This is a genomic window from Flavobacterium pisciphilum, assembly GCF_020905345.1.
In the GTDB taxonomy this organism is placed as follows: domain Bacteria; phylum Bacteroidota; class Bacteroidia; order Flavobacteriales; family Flavobacteriaceae; genus Flavobacterium; species Flavobacterium pisciphilum.
In genome coordinates, this window is sequence record NZ_JAJJMO010000001.1 from 3,837,698 (window position 1) to 3,860,475 (window position 22,778).

16 protein-coding genes are annotated in these 22,778 nt (G+C 33.3%); 9 read left to right on the forward strand and 7 right to left on the reverse strand.

The window, feature by feature from the left end:
* Positions 1-50: 50 nt before the first annotated feature.
* Both LNQ49_RS16380 and LNQ49_RS16385 read right to left on the reverse strand, forming a co-directional pair.
* A complete protein-coding gene (locus LNQ49_RS16380) occupies positions 51-1,784 on the reverse strand; it encodes a RagB/SusD family nutrient uptake outer membrane protein (RefSeq protein WP_229990098.1) in 1,734 nt (577 codons plus the stop codon).
* 24 nt (positions 1,785-1,808) lie between these two features.
* Positions 1,809-5,075 (reverse strand): SusC/RagA family TonB-linked outer membrane protein, encoded by a 3,267-nt coding sequence (locus LNQ49_RS16385; protein ID WP_229990099.1) that lies wholly within the window; start codon positions 5,073-5,075, stop codon positions 1,809-1,811.
* 244 nt (positions 5,076-5,319) lie between these two features.
* On the opposite strand from LNQ49_RS16385, the gene LNQ49_RS16390 reads away from it, so the two are divergent.
* The 9 genes from LNQ49_RS16390 to LNQ49_RS16430 all read left to right on the forward strand — a co-directional run bounded on the left by LNQ49_RS16390 (position 5,320) and on the right by LNQ49_RS16430 (position 19,024).
* Entirely contained in the window at positions 5,320-6,069 is a 750-nt protein-coding gene (locus LNQ49_RS16390; protein WP_229990100.1) for a DeoR/GlpR family DNA-binding transcription regulator, read from the forward strand.
* A 135-nt stretch (positions 6,070-6,204) separates the two neighbouring features.
* Entirely contained in the window at positions 6,205-8,130 is a 1,926-nt protein-coding gene (gene nagB / locus LNQ49_RS16395; RefSeq protein WP_229990101.1) for a glucosamine-6-phosphate deaminase, read from the forward strand.
* Positions 8,131-8,326: 196 nt separating this feature from the next.
* Positions 8,327-11,242: an FAD-binding and (Fe-S)-binding domain-containing protein gene (locus tag LNQ49_RS16400; RefSeq protein ID WP_229990102.1), complete on the forward strand. Its 2,916-nt coding sequence runs from the start codon at positions 8,327-8,329 to the stop codon at positions 11,240-11,242.
* A 114-nt stretch (positions 11,243-11,356) separates the two neighbouring features.
* On the forward strand, positions 11,357-12,187 hold the full coding sequence (locus LNQ49_RS16405; protein ID WP_229990103.1) for an alpha/beta hydrolase: 831 nt from the start codon (positions 11,357-11,359) through the stop codon (positions 12,185-12,187).
* A gap of 6 nt (positions 12,188-12,193) precedes the next feature.
* Positions 12,194-12,511, forward strand: a complete 318-nt coding sequence (locus LNQ49_RS16410; protein WP_229990104.1) for a metallophosphoesterase family protein — start codon at positions 12,194-12,196, stop codon at positions 12,509-12,511.
* Positions 12,512-12,560: 49 nt separating this feature from the next.
* Positions 12,561-14,033: a glycoside hydrolase family 10-like protein gene (locus tag LNQ49_RS16415; RefSeq protein ID WP_229990105.1), complete on the forward strand. Its 1,473-nt coding sequence runs from the start codon at positions 12,561-12,563 to the stop codon at positions 14,031-14,033.
* A 20-nt stretch (positions 14,034-14,053) separates the two neighbouring features.
* Entirely contained in the window at positions 14,054-16,558 is a 2,505-nt protein-coding gene (locus LNQ49_RS16420; protein ID WP_229990106.1) for a beta-N-acetylhexosaminidase, read from the forward strand.
* A 5-nt stretch (positions 16,559-16,563) separates the two neighbouring features.
* Positions 16,564-17,868, forward strand: a complete 1,305-nt coding sequence (locus LNQ49_RS16425) for a serine hydrolase domain-containing protein (RefSeq protein ID WP_229990107.1) — start codon at positions 16,564-16,566, stop codon at positions 17,866-17,868.
* A 13-nt stretch (positions 17,869-17,881) separates the two neighbouring features.
* Complete coding sequence (locus tag LNQ49_RS16430; RefSeq protein WP_229990108.1) at positions 17,882-19,024, forward strand: exo-beta-N-acetylmuramidase NamZ family protein; 1,143 nt, start codon at positions 17,882-17,884, stop codon at positions 19,022-19,024.
* A 131-nt stretch (positions 19,025-19,155) separates the two neighbouring features.
* Here LNQ49_RS16430 and LNQ49_RS16435 read toward each other — a convergent pair whose 3' ends face one another.
* The 5 genes from LNQ49_RS16435 to LNQ49_RS16455 form a co-directional block, all read right to left on the reverse strand.
* Entirely contained in the window at positions 19,156-19,626 is a 471-nt protein-coding gene (locus tag LNQ49_RS16435; protein ID WP_229990109.1) for a PepSY-like domain-containing protein, read from the reverse strand.
* A gap of 26 nt (positions 19,627-19,652) precedes the next feature.
* Positions 19,653-20,096, reverse strand: a complete 444-nt coding sequence (locus LNQ49_RS16440; RefSeq protein ID WP_229990110.1) for a PepSY-like domain-containing protein — start codon at positions 20,094-20,096, stop codon at positions 19,653-19,655.
* Positions 20,097-20,171: 75 nt separating this feature from the next.
* Positions 20,172-21,443 (reverse strand): sensor histidine kinase, encoded by a 1,272-nt coding sequence (locus LNQ49_RS16445; RefSeq protein WP_229990111.1) that lies wholly within the window; start codon positions 21,441-21,443, stop codon positions 20,172-20,174.
* On the reverse strand, positions 21,443-22,114 hold the full coding sequence (locus LNQ49_RS16450) for a response regulator transcription factor (RefSeq protein ID WP_229990112.1): 672 nt from the start codon (positions 22,112-22,114) through the stop codon (positions 21,443-21,445). The genes LNQ49_RS16445 and LNQ49_RS16450 overlap by 1 nt, the downstream gene beginning before the upstream one ends.
* A gap of 165 nt (positions 22,115-22,279) precedes the next feature.
* Complete coding sequence (locus LNQ49_RS16455; RefSeq protein ID WP_229990113.1) at positions 22,280-22,678, reverse strand: hypothetical protein; 399 nt, start codon at positions 22,676-22,678, stop codon at positions 22,280-22,282.
* Positions 22,679-22,778 lie beyond the last annotated feature (100 nt).

The following is a 22,778-nucleotide window of genomic DNA, read 5'->3' on the forward strand; positions in this document are numbered from 1 at the left end:
TCTGGGTGTCTATGTCCAGAGGTAGTTTGTTATTTTATCAGATTAAGTAATTACCAACCTGTGTTTTGTTTTAATTCTACACCTTGAGCTTTATACAAATCAATATCATTAGTAGGGATATTCATTAAGTAGTGTTTTGCTTCAAAGTTTCTAGTGCTTGTTGGGTATATTTTTACATATCCATTAGCATCTACAGTTGTTTGTGATCCAACAGGAGTACCAATTCTCGCTCCAAGATTTACATCTAAGTTTTTAGAAGTATCTAAATAATCTCCTTTTTTCCAACGGTAAATGTCCATTTGTCTTAAAGTAGTCCAGCTCATGAATTCAATTTGGCGCTCACGACGAACTTCCCAGATTAGAGGGCTAACAGCTCCAGAAATTTGCTCTAAAGTAGAAGTTCTTCTTGGGTCGTTAATTTGAACACCGCCAGCAAAAGCATTGCTTCCATCAGTAGTTAAAGCAGCTATTCCAGCACGTGCACGTACTTTATTGATAGACATATCAAGATCTGTATTGGTAGCAGTACCAAGTTCAGCACAAGCTTCAGCATAATTTAAATATACTTCGCTTAGTGTAAACAATGGACTGTCTGTGTAATTACGTCCACCTGTTGTAACATCAGGACCTGTTGTTGCAGGGTTGTTGTATAATTCAAACACATATCCAGACATAGAAACCAATGCAGCTGTACTAAAAGGCTTTCCTTTATAGCCATAATTGGTAGGGTTAACTGTTTTTCCAAAGCGAGGATCTCTATTAGCAAAAGTTTTTGTAACATCATCATCACCTGTATATTGTGCATTTCCTGCTTGCTGTATAGGTAATCCATTAGTAGTTACATAACTATCGGCAGCCCATTTTGTTAAGCCATATTGTATGGTTGATGAATTTGTATAATTTTGAAGAGAGTGCATTAATACGTTTGTTAAATAACGTTTTGCAAGTATCACCTCAGTATTACCAGCCAATTCAACAGAGTTATAAAGAGATTTCCAATCTGCGTTTAATTTATACCCACCATTATTTATTACAGCTAATGATGCAGTTTTTGCTTTGTTAAGATAAGCGCTTCCATCTTGACCCAAATGGTATTTTCTGTAAGTTCCTTCATAAAGACAAGCGTTACTCAAAGCTGCATAAGCAGTATATTTATTAACGGTTACGTTTTTGTCGTCAACAGGAAGTAATAGGTTAGCTGCTTCTTCTAATTCGGCAATAACTTTATCGATAATTTCTGCTCTTTGTTTTGCTGGAGCATAAACCGCAGGATCATTTTGAGATAGATAGCGATCGGTATATGGTACGTCACCAAATTTTTGTACTAAGCGAAAATAGGTATAGGCTCTGAAAAATTTAGCTACTCCTATATAATGATTCTTTTTTGCCTCTGACATTGGAACAGTAGGTATTTTTTCTAGCATTAAATTACAACGACGGATAAGTGTGTAATATTCATTCCAAGAATAAACATTAGTCGTACTTGCTGTAACTGGCATCTGATAGAAAGTGAAAGCAGATAGATTATCGTCTACTTTAAAATCGCTACCGTGATAGTAAAAAGAGGAAAGTCCAATTGTTGTACCATTTCCGTAACCATAAAATGTATCATAATTAACCCATGAAAATGTCTTTACGTTATCTTCTGATTGCCAAAAGTTTTCGTTTGTAAATTTATCTGCTGGATCATCTGATAAATAGTCGTCACAACTAACTGAGGTTGTTGCTACAAAAGCAGTAGCAAACATCAGTAGTAATTTAGATTTTATAATTGATTTTTTCATTTTAAAATTTTTGAATAGTTAGTATTAGAAAGATAGCTCAACACCAAAAGACCATGTTTTGGTAAAAGGATAACTTCTTCCCCAGAAGATTTCTGTTTCATTAATTTCTGGATCTACAGGTAGACGGCTATCAGCCCAAGTCACTAAGTTCTCTCCTGAAGTATAGATTCTTACTTTTTCTAAGCCTGCCTTTTTGATGAAGTCTTTTGGTAAAGAGTACCCAAAACTAAAATTCTTAAGACGTAGGTAAGACATATCAAGTAGGTATCTTGATTGTGTAATGAAGTTATTCATACCGTTAGTACTACCTCCAAAAGCAACAGATTCACTAGCGTAAGAAGGATTAGGCCAGTACGCACCTGTATTCTCTGGTGTCCAATAGTCTGCTTGATTTGCATACATTTGTTGAGGCGAACGGTAAAAAGGCAATACAGCATCAGAAGCTGCCCAATAATCACGTTTAGCTACTCCTTGGAAGAAAGCAGAAATGTCAAATCCATGAAACGTACCACCTAATGTTATTCCGTATTTGTAACGAGGAGTTGTGTTCCCAATTTTCTTTAGATCTCCATGATCATCTGCAGTTCCAGCTCCACGAGAGATAACACCATCGCCATTAGTATCTACATAATGAACATCTCCAGCTCCGTATTTGAAGTTACCAACTATTGTTTTAGAATAGTCTACACCATTTACTGTTTTGCCATTATTGGTGAACACGTCATCAGATTGTAAAAGTCTATCACTTGTTAAACCCCAAATTTGACCAATTTCATATCCATCATAATAAGTAGATAGTAATTTTGAGCTATTGTTCCATTTTGTAACCACTGATTTATAGTCAGATAAAGCAAGGTCTACAAATACTGAAGCATTCTCGTTTATTTTTTTGTTGAAATTCAAAGCCAATTCCCATCCTCTTGTTCTCATGTTTCCTGAGTTGGTTTGAGCAGCAGTTTGACCAAATGAACCAGGAAGAGTTATACCAGGAGCTAGCATTCCTTTTGTGTCACGTTGGTACAAGTCAAATGAAGCACCAAGCATGTCAAATATTCTAACATCTATACCTATATCTTTTGTGTATACTTTCTCCCAAGTTAATGATGGATCAACATTAGTTGGCAAATCAGTAGAAGGAGGTAAAACAGCTCCACTATTAATCCACGATGGATTTTTAGCATTTAATACAGATAAGAAAGCATTGTTTCCAATGTTTTGATTTCCAATTGCTCCCATAGATGCACGTAACTTAAGGTCATTTAACCAGCCACGTGTGTTTTCCATGAATTTTTCATTGCTAATTCTGTATCCTACAGAAGCCGATGGGAAGAATCCCCATTGTTGATCTGTTGGGAATTTAGAAGAACCGTCATAACGAGCATTCAATTCTAACAAATAAATTCCGTTATAATCATAATTTACACGAGCAAAGAAACCTGCAATTGAATAGTTTGTTTCTGCTGGATTCAAAGTGGTATTTGCAGCTCCAGAAACAAATTGTTCCCCTACTGCAAGGTTGAATTCTGGTTTAGACTTGTCTAGAAGGGTATTTCTTCTTGCATAAGTACGTGAGAAATCTTGCCATTCTGAGTTAAAACCTCCTAAGAATTTAAAATTGTGATTGTTGAATTGTTTTTTGTAGTTAGCATAGATGTTAACCACATTTGTTTTTGATTCTGCTTTTGATTGCGCAACAAAATCATTTCCTGCTTCAAGAGTAGTAGGAGTTGCTGTTTGTATTGTTGTAGCATCATAAGGCATAGCTGACCAGCTGTCCCAAGCTTGAAATTTACCGCCGTTTTGTTTTCTCGAATAATAATCAGTTACGCTACTTACTTCAGCTATTAAGTTAAGATCTTTTGCGATTTCTGCAGTGAATTTTGCACTTAATCTACTGTTATATTGATCATTTTCATTCATAGAAGCATTAGATAAATATCCTCCAGCAGTACGGAAATTATACCCTCTATACGTACCAAAATTTGGTGTGTATTGTCCCCAGCGAAGTGCATAACCAAGATATCCTCCATAGCCTGTATCATCTGTACCGGCACCTCCATAATAATTAAATGGTTGTTCGTAGGTATTACGAATGGTCATTACTTTGAAATCACCAGTAAGCCAATCGGCTAATTTTGTTGTGAATCCTAAATTTATATTTGTTCTCTTTCTAGTTTCTTGATTTACTCTTAGCATTCCTTTTTGATCAGTAAGACCAAATGAAGCAAAGAAAGAGCTGTTGTTTCCTAAGTTACCTTGTGCAGAGAAATTGTGGAAAGTTTGAACAGCATTACTTGCATATAATTCTTTATTAGCATCCCAAACTCTGTAAAAATAAGGAGTACCATTTTTAATTTCCCAATCTTCGCCATAAACCATTTCATTGCTAGTACGGTTGTTTGCGTATTTTTCTTTCCAGTTTTTAATTCCTGTAAGTAATGTGTTGTAATTTGCTCCAAAAAATTCTGGTACAGCACCATCAGTACGTGTTCCTGCTGCAATTAATCCCGGAATTTCCTCAGTTGGGTCTAAGAATTCTAGTGTAGAAATTGGGTTGGTTAAAGCAGTGTTTCCACTATAAGAAAATCTAACTTTTCCTTCTCCTGTTTTACCTCCCTTTGTGGTAATAAGGATTACACCAAAAGCAGCACGAGCACCATAAATAGAAGCCGAAGCTGCATCTTTAAGCACAGACATCGTAGCCACATCATTTGGATTAATAAGCGATAAGTCAGTTGGAACACCATCTACTAATACAAGAGGAGAGTCAGAACCATTAATAGTTCCGGCACCACGTATATTTATATTTGCAGGGCGATTAATGTTTCCAGAGTTAAAATTAATATTTACACCCGGAGTAGTACCTTGCAATGCTTTACTTACGTCAGTTAACGGTCGGCTTCCTAGTGTTTTACTAACATCTATAGAAGCAACGGCACCTGTTAAATTGGCTTTTTTCTGAGAAGAAAACCCTACGACTACTACTTCATCTAATTTTGAAGTGCTTTCTGAAAGGTCAACATTGAGCTTTTGTTGTCCCTCAAATTTTATCACTCTGGTTTCAAATCCCATATAGCTAAAGCTAAGGCTTTGTCCTGGGGATACAGCGATACTGTAATTTCCATCAAAATCAGTTGAGCTACCATTTGCAGTTCCTTGAATAAGGACACTAACTCCTGGTATAGGAATCCCATCTGCTTTGTTTTTTACAGTTCCGGTAATTGTTTTTGTTTGCCCAAATGTTACTTGAATGAACAAAACCAACAATGAAATAAGGAATAATTTTTTCATGATTATTTGGTTTTTTTAATGGTTGTTGAGCAAATATATTTATTTATTGCATATAAATGCGGTATATTGTAATTATTTTCAAAAATTAACTAAAATAACGCAAAACAATGCAGTTTTTGTTCTGAATTAGCTTTGTTTTGTTTTTTGTAATTAAAATATGCAAACTATTGCAGTTGTTGAGGTGCTCTCTGCTTTTGAATTGAAATATTTGATATATTTGTGCTAAATCTTTAATTTATAAAAAATGCTAAAAGCCGAAAGACATAAATATATAATGACTAGACTCTTTGAGGATCAAAAAGTTGTTACGACAGACTTGGCTTTGGCTTTAGATTTGTCGGAAGATACAATACGTAGAGATCTGAACGAATTAGACAGTAAGAATCTTCTTGAGAAAGTTTATGGCGGCGCAATACAACCTACAGAAAAGTCTGCTAATGTTTTTGATATAGCGATATCGGCTGAAGAAGAGAAGAAAAAAATAGTAACAAAAGCATTGTCATTATTGCATGATGGGCAAGTTATTATAATGAGTGGAGGAAGTACTAATTTGGTTTTTGCAAAATTAATTCCTTCTGATTTGAAAGCTACTATATATACGTATAGCTTGCCAATAGCGATGCAGTTGTCTCAGCATCCAAATATAGATTTGATATTCATTGGTGGGAAAATGCAGAAAAATGCAATGGTTACTATAGGTATGGATGTAATACAGGTCCTGTCTAAGATCAAAGCTGATATTTGTTTTATAGGAGCTAGTAGTATTAATGTAAAACAAGGGTTGACAGAGATAGGCTATGAAGTTTCTATTGTTAAAAAAGCAATGATAGAATCCTCAGATAGAGTTGTTTCTATGTTTTCTTCAAATAAATTAAATACAAAAATGCCGCACGTTGTTTGCGAACTTAGCCAGCTAGATACTATTGTGACTGATTTAGATCCAGAAGATTTAGCACTGGAAGAATATAGAAAATCTGGCGTTTTTGTGTTGTAATCTGAAATTCAATCAATGATTTCTGCATTATTTTACGGTATTTTAATTTATTTTTGTTAAATAACGCAAAATAATGTATTCGTTTTGTTTTTTGTATATATTTGTTAAACTAATTTTTTAACTAAGAGATATATTATGAAAACCAATTCTTCTTTGGCTTATGACATACCTGGGAAATTTGAAGAAACTCGATTTGAAAAAAATCATAATGTGATTTTTGAAAGTTCAATTGAGGCTTCAAAAGTTGTTGCTCAGGAAATAGCCGAATTAATCCGTTCAAAACAAGCTAAGAATGAATCTTGTGTGCTAGGACTAGCCACAGGCTCATCACCTATAAAAGTATATGAAGAATTAGTTCGGATGCACAAGGAAGATGGGCTTAGTTTTAACAATGTAATCTCTTTTAATTTGGATGAGTATTATCCAATGACCAAAGAGAACCGTCAGAGTTATCATTATTTCATGAATCAGTATCTATTTAACCACATAGATATTAAGCCTGAAAATGTAAATATTCCAGATGGAACAGTTGTGCTAGAAGAACTTAATCAATATTGTGTTGATTATGAAATGAAGATAAAAGAGGCTGGAGGACTAGATTTTCAGTTATTAGGAATTGGTCGTACTGGGCACGTAGGTTTTAATGAGCCAGGTTCGCATATCAACTCAGGAACCAGAATTATAACCTTAGATCATATTACGAGAGTCGATGCATCATCAGATTTTAATGGTATTGATAATGTTCCGAAAAGGGCAATTACTATGGGAGTTTCAACAATTCTTAGATCAAAAAGAATTGTTTTAATGGCATGGGGGCAAAATAAAGCAGCAATCATCAAAAGAACAATCCAAGGAGATATAACTTCAGAAGTTCCCGCTACTTTTTTACAAAACCATTCTAATGCAACGTTCGTTTTAGATAAATTTTCTGCATCTGAATTAACCCGATTCGAAACGCCATGGCTAGTTGGAGGTTGTACTTGGACACAAGAATTAAAAAGTAAAGCAATCGTTTGGCTTTGTAAAGAAACCAAACAATCGATATTAAAACTTACTGATAGAGATTATAACAATAACGGAATGTCTGACCTTTTGGCTCAAGAAGGTTCTGCTTATGATTTGAATATTAATATGTTCAATGTTTTGCAGCATACCATTACGGGCTGGCCAGGAGGAAAACCAAATACTTCAGATTCACACAGACCAGAAAGAGCTAATCCTGCTAAAAAAAGAGTAATCCTTTTTAGTCCACACCCAGATGATGATGTGATATCGATGGGAGGAACATTTTCTAAATTAATAAAACAAGGACATGACGTGCATGTTGTGTACCAAACTTCAGGAAATATTGCTGTTACAGATGATGAGGCCTTAAAGTTTGCAGAAGTATGTAATGATTTTATAGGGAAAGAGATAGAGGGAGTTAATTTCTCAACAGTAATTGATTTCCTAAATAATAAGACAGAGAATCAAGTAGATTCGTTAGAAGTTCGAAAATTAAAAGGGTTGATAAGAAGACGTGAGTCCTATGCAGCCACTAGATATATTGGTTTAAAAGATGAGAATACACACTTTTTGGATCTCCCTTTTTATGAAACGGGGCAAATAAAGAAAAATCCTTTGGGATTAGAAGATATTGCAATCGTTAGAGATATTATTGCAAAAATAAAACCACATCAAGTATTTGCAGCAGGAGATTTAGCAGATCCACATGGCACGCATGAAGTATGCTTGAATGCTATATTTGCAGCAATGAAGGAATTAAAAACGGAAGCATATATGTACGATTGTTGGTTATGGTTGTACAGAGGTGCTTGGCATGAATGGGATATTCATGAGATAGATATGGCTGTGCCATTAAGTCCAGACGAAGTAACTATTAAAAGACACGCCATCTTGTATCATCAATCTCAAAAAGACAGAGTAATGTTTCAAGGAAATGACTCCCGAGAATTTTGGGTACGAGCAGAAGAACGTAATAAAAACACAGCAAAACTGTATGATGATTTAGGTTTGGCAGAATATGAAGCAATTGAAGCTTTTAAGCGTTTTTACTACTAATAACCAGATATCAATTAACAAAATAGTAATTTCTATAAGAATTATAATCCTGCAAGATTTTTTACCGCAAACCGAACAAGTTTTTAAGATCAATTAGGTTTAATTTTGCAAACCTACAAGATCAAAAAAAGACCTTGAAAGGCGATAATAAAGATTAATTATTTTGTATTTTTAAAAAAACAATAGCACCAATTAAATGTCCGACTCTCTTCAATTACAACAACTATCCAATTCATTAGAAGGAACACTTTTTTATGATGAACTTCATAAAAAATTATATGCTACTGATGCATCTGCTTATAGAATTATGCCAGTTGCAGTGGCGGTTCCAAAGACAGAAGAAGATATTGTTAAAATTATTCGCTTTGCAGCAAAAAATAAAATTTCAATAACACCTAGAACAGCAGGAACTTCTTTGGCTGGGCAAACGGTGGGTAACGGAATAATTGTAGATGTCTCTAAACATTTTACCAAGATTGTCGCTTTTGATCCTATTAAAAAAACAGTAACAGTTCAACCCGGAGTAATTCGAGATGAACTGAATTTATATTTAAAACCACACGGCTTATTTTTTGGACCTAATACTTCGACTACAAATCGATGTATGATTGGAGGAATGGTAGGGAATAATTCATCAGGGACAACATCCATTCGCTATGGAGTTACCCGAGATAAAATAGTCGAGATAAAAGCTATTTTAAGTGATGGTACTACTGTTGTGTTTAAAGAAATGTCTTCAGAGGAATTTATAGAGAAGACAAAGGGAGACACACTTGAAAGTAAAATTTACAAAGCAGTTTACGAAGAGCTTTCTAATAAAGAAAACCAAGAAGAGATTGTAAAAGAATTTCCAAAACCAGAAATACACAGAAGAAATACAGGTTATGCAATTGATTTATTATTAAAATCAGAACTGTTCTCGGGTACAGAAAGCACAATAAACTTAGGAAAATTGCTTTGTGGAAGTGAAGGAACTCTAGCATTTACCACAGAGATTACATTGAAAGTAGATGATTTGCCACCAACAAATAATGTTATGGTTGTGGCTCATTTTCATACTATTCAAGAAAGCTTAGAAGCTGTAGTTACTGCAATGAAACATCATTTGTACACCTGTGAAATGATGGATGATACAATATTAGATTGTACTAAAACCAATAGAGAACAGGCTAAAAACAGGTTTTTTATACAAGGAGAACCAAAGGCAGTTATTATGCTGGAAGTGGGTTCGCATATCAGTATGGAAGACGCCGAATCACAGGCAGATGCTTTGGTAGAAGATTTGCGAAAAAATAATTTTGGGTATGCTTTACCTAAAATTTATGGAGCAGATATTGATAAAATTAATGAATTGCGAAAAGCTGGTCTTGGTCTTTTAGGAAGTATTGTAGGCGATGATAAAGCGGCAGATTCTATTGAAGATACAGCAGTAGAATTAAGTGATTTACCGAATTATATTGCTGATTTCTCTGCCATGATGGAGAGTCATGGGCAAAGTGCAATTTATTACGCACATGCAGGAGCAGGAGAAATTCACTTGCGTCCAGTTTTAAATTTAAAAACAAAAGAAGGATTACACCAATTTAGAAACATAGCTACTGAAGTGGCTATTTTGGTGAAAAAATATAGAGGTTCGCTAAGTGGAGAGCATGGCGACGGAATAGTTCGTGGAGAGTTTTTACCTTTTATGATAGGGGATAAAAATTATGAATTATTAAAACGAATTAAAAAAGCTTTTGATCCAGATACAATTCTGAATGTTGGAAAAATTGTAAACGCTTTTAAGATGGATGAAAATCTTCGAGTAGAAGCGGGTAGAGTAGAACCAGATATTAAAACCATTCAGGATTTCTCAGATAGTATGGGGATTTTACGTGCTGCGGAAAAATGTAATGGTTCAGGTGATTGCAGAAAATTACCTTCGGCTGGAGGTACTTTGTGTCCGAGTTACCGAGCGACACGAAATGAAAAAGATACAACTCGTGCTAGAGCCAATGCTTTGAGAGAATATTTAACACATTCTGAGAAAGACAATAAATTTGATCACGAAGAATTGTATAAAGTATTTGAGTTGTGTGTGAGCTGTAAAGCCTGTGCAAGCGAATGCCCGAGTAATGTAGATGTAGCAACTTTAAAATCAGAGTTCTTGTATCAATATCAAAAAGCAAATGGGTTTTCAATCCGTAATAAAATATTTGCTTTTAATTCTAAACTTAATAAGTTAGGAAGCATTGCTCCATCAATGACTAATTTTGTAGCCAATTTGGCTCTGGTTAAAAAAGGAATGGGAGTAGCATCAAAAAGGCAAGTTCCATTATTAGCACCAACGACTTTTAGAAAATGGTATCAAAAGAATAGAAGATCAGCAGATAAGAATTCTTTCGAAAACGGAAAAGTCTATCTTTTTTGTGATGAATTCACGAATTATTATGATGTTTCGGTTGGAATTGATGCCTATGAACTGTTAACCAAATTGGGTTATGAAGTGGTTGTAATAGATCATGAAGAAAGTGGAAGAGCTTTTATTTCTAAAGGGTTTCTAGAAGAAGCACAAGTTATAGCCAATAAAAACGTAGCTATTTTTAAGGATTTAATTTCAGAAAGTACGCCGTTGATAGGAATAGAACCATCAGCTATATTGACTTTTAGAGACGAATACATTCGATTAGTAAAAGACAAAGAGAGTGCCGAAAAATTGTCAAAAAACACATTTACTATTGAAGAGTTCTTTAAAAGAGAGATAACAAAAGAGAAAATTCATTCAGAGCAATTTTCGGATGTAGAGAAAACAATTAAAATTCACGGACACTGTCATCAAAAGTCATTGAGTACAATTGAAGCTTCATTTGCTATGTTGAATTTACCAAAAAACTGTTCAGTTACCATTTACAATTCAGGTTGCTGTGGTATGGCAGGTTCATTTGGTTATGAAAAAGAGCATTATGAAATTAGTATGCAAATGGGAGAGGATACTTTATTCCCAAAAATCCGCACAACCGAATCCACAACAGCAATAGCAGCTGCGGGAACGAGTTGCCGTCATCAGATTTTTGATGGAACCAATAGAAAAGCAATGCATCCAGTGACAATTTTGAGAGATTGTTTGAGATAAAATTCTCAAATTTTATTTTTATATTTTTTGTAAAATGTATGAGGGAAGTTTTTTCTTCATACATTTTAAAGGAAGTTTATTGCTTTTTTTTAAAGAAAAACACACCATGATTTTATGAAAAAAACAATTTATATAGTACTCTTAATATTCGTATTTTTTTCTGCTAAAGCTGCTAAAATAGACACTTTACAAGTTTTTAGTACAGTAATGAAAAAGAATATAAAAACCTGTGTTATTACTCCAGATAGTTACAAAAAGAACAAGAAAAAAATGCCAGTTGTTTATCTACTTCATGGGTATAGTGGAAATTATGCAACATGGGTAAAAAGCTTTAAAGAGGTAGCACAACAGGTTGATAAATATGGTTTTATAGTAATAGGTGTTGATGGGGGATATTCAAGTTGGTACTTTGATAGCCCAATGGATCCTGCTTTTAAATATGAAACATATATAATCGATGAATTAATTCCGTTTATAGATCAGAAATACAAAACGATTGCAAGTCGGGAAGGTAGAGCTATTTCGGGACTTAGTATGGGAGGTCATGGAGCATTGTATTTATCATTTAAGCATCAGGAAGTGTTTGGGGCGGCAGGAAGCATGAGCGGAGGAGTTGATTTTCGTCCATTTTCTGAAAAATGGGATATAAAAAAACGCCTAGGTTCAATAACTGAATTTCCTGAAAATTGGGATAAAAATACAGTTGTTGCAATGTTAGAATTAGTAGAAAGTAATAGGCTAAATCTTATTATTGATTGTGGTGTCGATGATTTTTTTATCGATGTAAACAGACAGCTCCATGAGAAGATGCTTGCTTTAAAAATAAACCACGATTATATAGAACGTCCAGGAAAACACAACATCGAATATTGGGAGAACTCCTTGAAATTTCAATTGCTATTTTTCTATAATTTTTTTAATAATCAGGTTAAACAAAATAAATAACAGCTTATGAAATATCTATATTCCAAAATTCTGTTCCTTTTTATAATGGCATCTTGCTTTTCTCAAAAAACAGAAAAAACAGGAAACATGAAGTTTGTACAGCTTACTGATTTACATGTTTCTGTAGGGAATGAAAATGATTATTTATTGCAAAATATTATAAAAGAAATTAATAATTCGGATAATGAATTTGTTGTAGTAACAGGAGATTTAACCAATCGTGGGGCAGATGATGAGTTAAAACAAGTACATTCTATACTGGCGAGTTTGAAAACTTTGCGAACCTTACGTAAGCCTTTGCCAGCTTTGCGATTAGATTTTTAAAAAGACTATAATGATTTTAGAACGTATTAATAAACCAAAAACAGTAATTATGAAAAGTATAAAACTTTTGATTCTAGTGCTATTGTTTCAAACCAATCTTTTTAGCCAAGAATCGCCAAAAAGAGAAATGCGGGCGGCTTGGATATCAACCGTAGATAATATTGATTGGCCATCAAAACCAGGTCTTTCAGACAAAGAAATGAAAGCCGAAATGATAACGATTTTAGATAATCTACGATCATATAATCTGAATACAGTAGTTTTTCAAATCCGTCCTACGGCTGATGCTTATTACAAATCGACCAAAGAACCAGCATCACATTGGATAACTGGAACTCAAGGAGTAGCTCCCGGTTTTGATCCGTTGCAGTTAATGATAGATGAAGCAGGAAAAAGAGGAATGAGTGTACATGTTTGGTTGAATCCCTATCGTGTACAAAAAGATACAACCAAAGATGTACTTGCAAAAACACATTTGTATTTTAAGAAACCACAGCTATTTGTTACTTATGGAAAAACAAGATATTTTAATCCGGGTTATGAAGAAACTAGAGATTTTGTTTCTTCAGTAGTGGGTGAAATAGTTCGAAATTATGACATCCAAGCCATACATATGGATGATTATTTTTATCCTTATAGAATCGAGGGGCAAGAATTTCCAGACCAAGTAGCATTTGAAAAAGAACCTCGCCAATTTAATGATAAAGAGGACTGGAGAAGAGATAATGTAGACTTGATAATTAAACAAATAAGAGATACGATAATTGCAAATAAACCAGAGGTCGAATTTGGAATTTCGCCTTTTGGAGTTTGGCGCAATAAAGCCAAAGATTCCGATGGTTCAAACACTAGGGCAGGAGCTACGAATTATGATGATTTGTATGCTAATGTTTTGAAATGGCAAAAAGAGGGCTGGATTGACTACATAACACCTCAACTGTACTGGCACATTGGTTTTGATAGAGCTAATTTTGAAGTTTTGGTTAAGTGGTGGGCAAAGCACAAATACGGCACAAATGTTTATATAGGTCATGGTATTTATAAGATTTCGAAAACGTCTAATGATGTTGAATGGAGAAGTCCAGATCAAATTGTGAAGCAAATAGAAATGGTTCGAAGCTTGCCTTTACTAGATGGTTCGATGTATTTTACGGCAAATGTTTTTAAAAGAATGGGAGATACGCTCAGAAAGCCTATTATCCAAAAGCAGTATAAATATATTGCATTGACACCTGAAGCAAATAGGATTACCAGAATAAAACCCGAGCCACCAATAAGTACTTCGGTTGGTCAAAAAGGAGACAAAACCCTTCTTACATGGAAGCCCGGAGTAAATAATCAAAAGTTTGTGATTTATAGATTTGCCAAAGGAAAAATAACAGATTTCTCTAATTCAGAGAATATTTACTATGTAACCACATCTACAAAATTAGAAGTACCAAGTGCTAATTTTAAAGATTATACCTATGCTATTACTGCTTTGAGTCCAACACAAACTGAAAGCATTCCAATACAATTTTAATAAAATAAAAAGCTAAAAAAATGAAAAAAAGAATACTGCTAATTGCCATTTTCTTGAGCTCTCTGAGTGTACTACAGGCTCAAAAACTGGATATAATTCCGAGGCCTGTAAAGATAGAACAGAAAGAAAAAATGTTTGTAATACCTTCAACAGTAAAAATTATTATTGATAAAAAAGTACAAAAAAGTGCTGATTATATAGCAAGTAGTTTTTTAAAAAACACAGGAATTAATTCCATAGTTTCTATTGGAAATAAACAGGATAAAAATGCAATACTCTTTTTGGTAGATGAAAAAATGAATATCCCTAATGATGGTTATGAATTGAACGTAACTAAAAAAGGGGTTGTTGTAAAAGGAAAATCTCCAAACGGGGTATTGAATGGTTTTCAGACTTTACTGCAAATTTGTTCTGCAAAAGAGGTTACAAAAGGAACAATTCCTTTTGTGAAAATAGAAGATTATCCTCGTTTTGAATGGAGAGGAATGATGCTGGATGTATCAAGACAGTTTTTTGATAAAGGAACCGTTAAGAATTACATCGACTGGTTAGCAGCACACAAAATGAATATTTTTCATTGGCATCTTACAGATGATAATGGCTGGAGAGTAGAAATTAAATCAATGCCAGATTTAACTTTAAAAGGAGCTTGGAGAGGACCAGGAGAAGTATTGCTTCCATCCTATGGTTCAGGAAACAAACGTTATGGAGGGTATTATACACAGGAGGATATAAAAGAAGTTGTGGCTTATGCTTTAGAACGTGGCGTTTCGATTATGCCCGAAATAGAAATCCCGGGACACTCGCGTGCAGTAACGGCATCATATCCAGAAATTGGTTGTGTAACAACGCAAGAAACTAAAAGTGTTCAAGGAGAAGTTAAAAATGTATGGTGTGTAGGTCGAGAAGAAAATTACCAAATTTTAGATTCAATTATTAGAGAATTTACAGGATTGTTTCCTTTTGATTATATTCATGTTGCAGGCGATGAGGTAAACAGAGCCAATTGGGAGCAATGCCCAAAATGTAAAGCTTTGATGGCAAAAGAGGGATATACAGATACTTTTCAACTTCAGAATTATTTCTTTAAGCGTGTAGAAAAAATTGTCGAGAAGTACAATAAGAAATCGGCAGGTTGGAATGAAATTCTAAAGGGAGGAGAAATAAGCCCTAAAACAGAAATTTTTGCATGGCAAGGTATAAGCTACGGAATAGAATCTGTTAAAAAAGGACACCCAACAATTATGATTCCGGGGCAATATACTTATTTTGATATGGCACAGTCTGAGAATGAACGTGGCCATCGTTGGGCTGCTATTACCGACACAAAAAGAGCCTATTCGTTTGAACCTATTCCAGAAAGTGATTTAACAGCAGAGGAACAAAAATTGATAAAAGGAGTTCAAGGAGCTTTGTGGAGTGAATATTTAGACCGTCCGACACGATTTGTAGAATACCAAAGTTATCCAAGGATTAGTGCCTTGGCAGAAATTGGATGGACACAAAAAGAAGGTAAAAACTGGGATGACTTTTATGCAAGATTAACAAATAGCCATTTGCAACGTTTGGCTAATATGGGAATTGCCTTTAGAGATTTTCCACCTACAGCAATTTATAAAAGCGGTAGTATTACTGTAACGCCACCTTATGAAGGTGCTGTTGTGCGCTATGATGCACAAGGAAACGAACCTACGAGACAATCCCCTTTATATACAAATCCAATTCAGACAAAAGATTACGAGCAATACCAGTTCCGTACTTTTTTTAATGAAGATGCAGCAAGTCCAGCTGTAAAAGTAGAGAAGTTGCCAGTTGCAACTTGGACTACTTCAAAAGTGGAAACCTTAAATATTTCAGAGAATATTTCGGAGAACATTGATAAAAAAGGAATTTGGTACTTAACTTTTAATCCAATAACAGACGGAGCAACTAGTGGCGTAATAAGAGCAGTTTCACTTTTTGAAAATGATAAACTAATACAAACTTATTTAGAAGATAGAACATTAAAATCAAAACCTCGTTTGCGATTTTTAATTGATAATTACAATGATAAAAATACTTATCGTTTAGACTTTACGGTTGAAAATAAAGAAGAAAAAGAATCCGCAGCGAAAGTAAATTTCAATTGCTCACCTTATATAGAACCAGAGGTAAAAGTAACCTCATCAATGATCGAAAATCCGAAATTTCCATTCACAAGATTAGAAGATTATAATATAGAAACCTATTTGCGTACAGATGCACCATGTGTAAATGGAGATTGGATTTTATACACTTTTACCAACCCAGTTGTTTCATCTAAAATAGATGTGTTAACAGGAATACCGCATCACCCAAGATTTATAATCAACGATGGATATGTAGAGTATTCATATAATGGAATTGATTTTGAAAAGGGAGATAGTTTTGATTATGGAAATGCATCTATCTATCCAAAACAACCTGTAAAAGCAGTAAAAATAATGATTACAGGAACAAACAACGAGCTAATTATGGCAGGTCAGGATTTAAGAATTAACCCTTAAAAAGGATGAAGAAAATAGGAGTTAGAATCGTACTTGTTTTTTTGATCCTTTTAGGGATTAGTTGCCATTCCCTAAAAAACTCAAAAGAGTCTTTCGATACAAAGAAAAACGAAGTTTACATCGATTCGATGATGAATAATGCACTCGAAAAAGGTTTTTTTCCTGGAGCACAAATTGTTGTAGGAAGTAAAGACTCTGTTTTTATATTGAAAAATTATGGATACCACGATTATTCAAAACAACAACAAGTAAAAACAGACGATGTGTACGATCTAGCTTCTATGTCTAAAGTATTGGGAGCAACATTGGTAGCAATGCGGTTAGTAGGAGAAGATAAAATAAACTTAGAAGATAAATTGGGAGATGTAGTTGCAGTGTACAAAAACACAGCCATTGCCGATTTAACCCTTTTTGAGTTACTGACACACACCACGGGGTTAAAATCAGGGATTGTTTTTTATCAGAGCTTGCTTTCTACTTCAGATGGATCACCGTTGTTGAGTAATCAAAAATCAGAAAATTATCCAGTCTTATTCGACAATATGTATGTAAATAAGAATATCATTTACGATGCAAAATATTTGTCTTTTGAACCAAAAGATAATTACATTCAGATTTATAAAAACATGTGGTTGAATCCTGAGTTTTATAAAACAGTTTATGAAAAGATAGGTTTAGCTAGTACCAATCCTCGTGGAAATTATTTGTATAGTGATCTAAATTTGATACTTGTACAACAAATGATGGAGACAAAAACAGGTTTGAAACTTGACCAATTAGCAAGAGGGATTTATAATGAATTAGGTAGTAAAAAAATTGGATATAATCCTTTGAAATGGACTACTGAGCAAGATGTTATCCCTACTGAAATTGATAACTTTTTTAGAAAGGATACTATTAAAGGATATGTGCATGATGAAGCCGCTGCCATTTTAGGAGGTGTTTCAGGAAATGCAGGCTTATTTGCAAATGCTGCATCTATTTCAGTACTATGTCAAATGTTGCTTAATGATGGAAAGTATCAAGGAAAGCAAATCTTAAAAGCAAAGGTGGTTAAAGAGTTCACAAAATCTCCTTTGGTCAAAAAGGGAATTTATCGCGGACTTGGTTTTGATAAGCGAAAACCAGATGAGTTTTACAGCAAAAATGATTTTGGACATACTGGTTTTACTGGAACTTTTTTCTTCCTGAATCCTAATACCAATAGATTTTTGATCATTCTTACCAATCGTGTAAATCCTTCGAGAACAAACAGATTAATGTATAAAGATGATTTTTGCCCGAAAATTTGGAAACAAATAAACAAATAAAAAGAATAACGCTATGAAAAAGCTAACACTAATTTGCGTGCTAATTGCAACGGTTTCTTTTGCACAAAATATAAAAACAGGTGCAGAGAATTATACAGAATACCTACCCTTATTAAAAGGAAAGACTATTGGTATAGTGACTAATCAAACGGGAATCATTGATAAGAAAACCCATTTAGTGGATTTTTTAGTTGAAAAGAAAATAAAGATAAAAACCATTTTTGCACCAGAACATGGTTTTAGAGGGACTGCTGATGCAGGTGAGCATGTATCAGATGAAATAGATAAAAAAACAGGATTGTCAATTGTTTCTCTTTACGGAAAAAACAATAAACCAAACTCAGAGCAATTAAAAGGTATTGATGTTATGGTTTTTGATTTGCAAGATGTAGGAACAAGGTTATATACTTACGTTTCTACGATGCATAGGATAATGGAAGCATGTGCAGAGAATAATGTTCCGTTAATTGTAATGGATCGCCCCAATCCAAACATAGCTATTGTAGATGGTCCCGTTTTGGATATTGCTTTTAAAAGTGGAATAGGGATGCATCCAACACCTTTGCTTCACGGAATGACGTTGGGCGAAGAAGCTAAAATGATTAATGGAGAAAAATGGCTGAAAGATGGAATTCAATGTAAGCTGACCGTTATTCCATGTTTGAATTATGGCAGAAGCATGAGTTATAGTTTGCCAGTTAGACCTTCGCCTAATTTGCCTAATGATCAATCAATAAACTTATATGTTAGTTTGTGTCTTTTTGAAGGTACTAATGTGAGTATGGGACGAGGAACTGAAAAACAATTTCAGATTTATGGTTCTCCCTATTTGCCAAAAAGCAATTTTGCATTTACTCCCAAACCAAATTTTGGAGATAAAGACCCTTTGTATAATGGAATAGAATGTAATGGAGAGGATTTATCAGCAATTCCCAAAATCGATAAACTAGAAATCAAATGGTTGATAAAAGCCTATCAAACAACATCAGATAAATCTAAGTTTTTTGATAAGAGAAAGTTTTCAATACGAGCTGGAAATGAAAAATTACAGCAACAAATTGAAGCAGGAGTCTCAGAAGAAGAGATAAGGAATAGCTGGAAAGAAGGTGTTCAAGCCTTTAAAAAAATGAGACAGCAGTATCTAATTTATAAATAGAAATGATGAATCTAGAACTGTGAGAAAAGAATAAAAAGCCTTATGGTAAGTATTTTTAGTTTTTTAATTTTTTGTTGGTAAAAAAATACCGCCTCAGATTATGAGGCGGTATTTTGCTTTTAATTAAATTCTTATTTGTCTATGCGAATAAAATTTCCCTCAATATCAAAGATGAGTTCTAGATTATTAGTAAGGTCTATTTCAATATATGTTTTTTCATTATCAATTGCAGTAACAGATTGATCCGGATAATTTTCTTTCACATAAGTATTGATTTTTTCGGGAATTAACTCCACAGGAATTGCTTGATTATTTCCATCAATATCAATCCAATTTCCATCGATATCAAAATCAATTTCAAAATTATTACTTAGCAAAACATCATAAATAGAGCCATCAGAGTCAGGAATATTTTGTTTTTTTATTTGCTTATAAGTAGCGCTAGGAAAGTAAGAGGTAACAAAAGTAGTTGCCAGTTTAGGTAAATCATCAGCACTAATTATGTATTCATTGTTATCGTCGTCGTCATTATCACTGCTACAAGATGTTGTCGTGAATAGAAGTGCTAAGGCAATAAAGCCAGATAAGATTATTTTTTTCATGATTATAGCATTAAATTATTGATTTTTTAATCGTCAATTCTTATAAAGTTACCTTTAGAGTTAAACTCTAATTCTAAATTGTTACTCAAGTTTACTTCATAACCCCAAGTACCTTTATCAATTTTGGTTATTGATGTGTTGGCAAAGTGAGTATTTACATAAGCCATAATTTTTTTAGGAATTACAGTCGTAGGGATAGCTTGGTGATTTCCATCTACTTCTTCCCAATTTCCTTTTCCATCAAATTCGACTTCGACATTATTTGCAAACTGAACTTTGTAATCTTTAGAGAACATTTCTTTGTCTTCAACTATATAAGTAGGTTCCTGTCCTGAAAAGTGAGTTTTTAAAAAGGTTTGTGCACTTGCTGGCAATGCAGCCTTAGTGATTACTGTTTTTTGAGCATTTGCAGAAAGTCCAAATGCTAATCCTGCTATTAGACAAATAGCCAAGTTTAATTTAGTTTTCATATTATTTGTTTTTTAATTCTAATACAAGAGTACAACCAGAATTTGGAAACAATTAGGAAAAACATAGAAAAAAGACTACTTTTTATAAAAACTAATTTTGAATTGATGATTTCCTGTAAATAAATATTCGATAGTGATTGAATAGTTATTTATAATCGATTTCACAATAGATAAACCTAAACCAGTAGACTCATTGGTTGTGGTATGTCGATAAAATCTTCCGAAAATCATTTCAGAATTTAAAGGGGGATTATTACTGCTATTTGAAATTATGATATCATTTTTGTTTATTATGAAATTGACAAAACCATCTGGATGATTATGTATTAAAGCATTTTTTAATAAATTACTAATTAAAGCAATTGCCAAACCTTTGTTCATTATATAATGCAACGTATCATTTTCGATCACAGTTATTTTTACTTTCTTGAATTCGGCCAAATCTGCGTAGTCCTCGGTTAGTAGTATAATGAGTTCATTAAAGTTGACATTTTCTTCTTCAGAAAATTGTTGGTTTTCTATTTTGGATAACATTAATAAAGACTTATTCAATCGTGTCATTCGATTTAATGTATCGGTTATCTTTCCTATTTCCATCATCTGTTCGTCAGGAAGAATATTATTCTCTGCAAATAATTCTAGTTTGTTGATACTTATTGCCAGTGGAGTTTGTAATTCATGAGAAGCATTTTCGATAAACTGTTTTTGACTTGAATAAATTATCTCATTACGATTTAGCATTTTCTCTACTTCCTTTGCCAAAATATTGAATTCATCTATAGGAGAGTTTATCGGTTTTAATCGACTGCCTGTCCCTAATTTAATCTCTTTAAGATTTTCTAAAATGATATGAAATGATTTCCAGATTCTTTTTAAAAGTAAATGATTTACGGCTAGTATGCTAATAACAAGCATGATGTATAAACCTATTAATGCTAGAAATAGGTCTTCAAGTAATTCATCTTCTTCAACAATTGATGCTTTTATAGTTAATTCATAAGGATTGCCTTTATCATCTTTAAAGACTGTTTTTAATGTACGGATGGGTTGGTTATCATTATCATATTCCATGAATTCTTTAGAAGTAGAGAATTCGTCTTTTCGAGAATAATTGCCTTTTGGAAGAGGTTTTATTGTAAACTTGTTGATACCAAATTCAGGAGAATTCAATAGTTTATTGTCGGCAAAGGCATGTCGGATAATAATGATTTTAGAATTTTTTAAATCATCATCAATATTATCATGTACTTCATCTAAAATTAGCATATAAAAAATCCCTGCCCAAATTGGAATAACAATAAGCAGTGTAAGTGCTAGATAGCGAAGTGTATAGTTTTGTAATTTCATTAATTCATTTTGTATCCAATCCCGTAAACTGCCTGAATATCAATTTCGGCATCACTGTCTTTCAGTTTTTTGCGTAAATTCTTAATTTGGGAATATACAAAATCCAAATTGTCGGCTTGATCAGTATGATCACCCCATACATATTCGGCTATTGCCGTTTTATTAATTAATCGATTTGGATTTATTATAAAATAGTAAAGTAAATCAAACTCTTTTCTGTTTAGGATTAGTTCATTATTATCTATAGAAACTGTTCGTTGTTCAGGATAGAGTATTACGTTTTTCCAAGTAATTAAATTATCTCCATTATGATTGTTTCTACGAATTGCCGATTTGATTCGAGCATGTAATTCAGATAAATGAAAAGGCTTACTTAAATAATCATCGGCTCCCAAGTCTAGTCCCTTTACTTTATCATCAACAGCATCTTTTGCCGAAATAATAATAACGGCACTTTGTTTTTTTTGTCTTTTTACTTCCAAAAGTAAGTCAAGCCCATTTCCGTTAGGGAGCATGATATCAATTAGAATACAATCATAATCATATGCGCCCAGTTTGTCTAGTCCAGAAATATAATCATGGGCAGTTTCGACAATATATTTTTCTTTTTCAAGTGATTGTTGTACTACTTCACGTAAACCAGCCTCATCTTCTATTATTAAAATTTTCATGTTTTGTCTGTTTTATGTAATTCAAAAGTATGAATACCAACCAAAATAAAACTGAGTTTCTGGAAACATTTGGGAATAAATGAATCGGTTAAACCTCACTTTTGAAATACATAGTTCCAGTTAGTATTGATTTATAGTCTTATAGAAGTATAAAAAGAGCTATGATTAATTAATATTTATGTCAACTTGATTTTTGTGCAAACCGTGTCTGTTGTCTTTCAGGAGTTTTTTTACAGCTTCGGGAGTTTTATAAATAGTCTTGGTGTTTTTAGTGTCAAACTCAATATTATATATCGAATTTGAAAACTCATCAATTACAGGATCTGACCAAACTCCAACGCCAAAAAATATCCCTTCTGTATTATTCTTTTTTAAATTAAATACAATGGAATCCCCATTTGATTTGTCTTTTAGAACATCCGAAGTGTAATTTTTAGCTTCTGGATTTAATTTGATTTTTATTTTAATATCAGAATCTGTTTTATTCATAAAGGTGATATCTCTTACTGGGTCGCAACTGATTAAGAGAAGGCAAGAAAATAATAGAATTAGTGATTTAATCATGATGCTTGTTTTAAGTTACTAACTTAATTACAAAATCAAAATAAAAGGGACTTAATACATTTTAAAAATATAAAGATAAGTCGTTTTTTAAGGTAGAAAA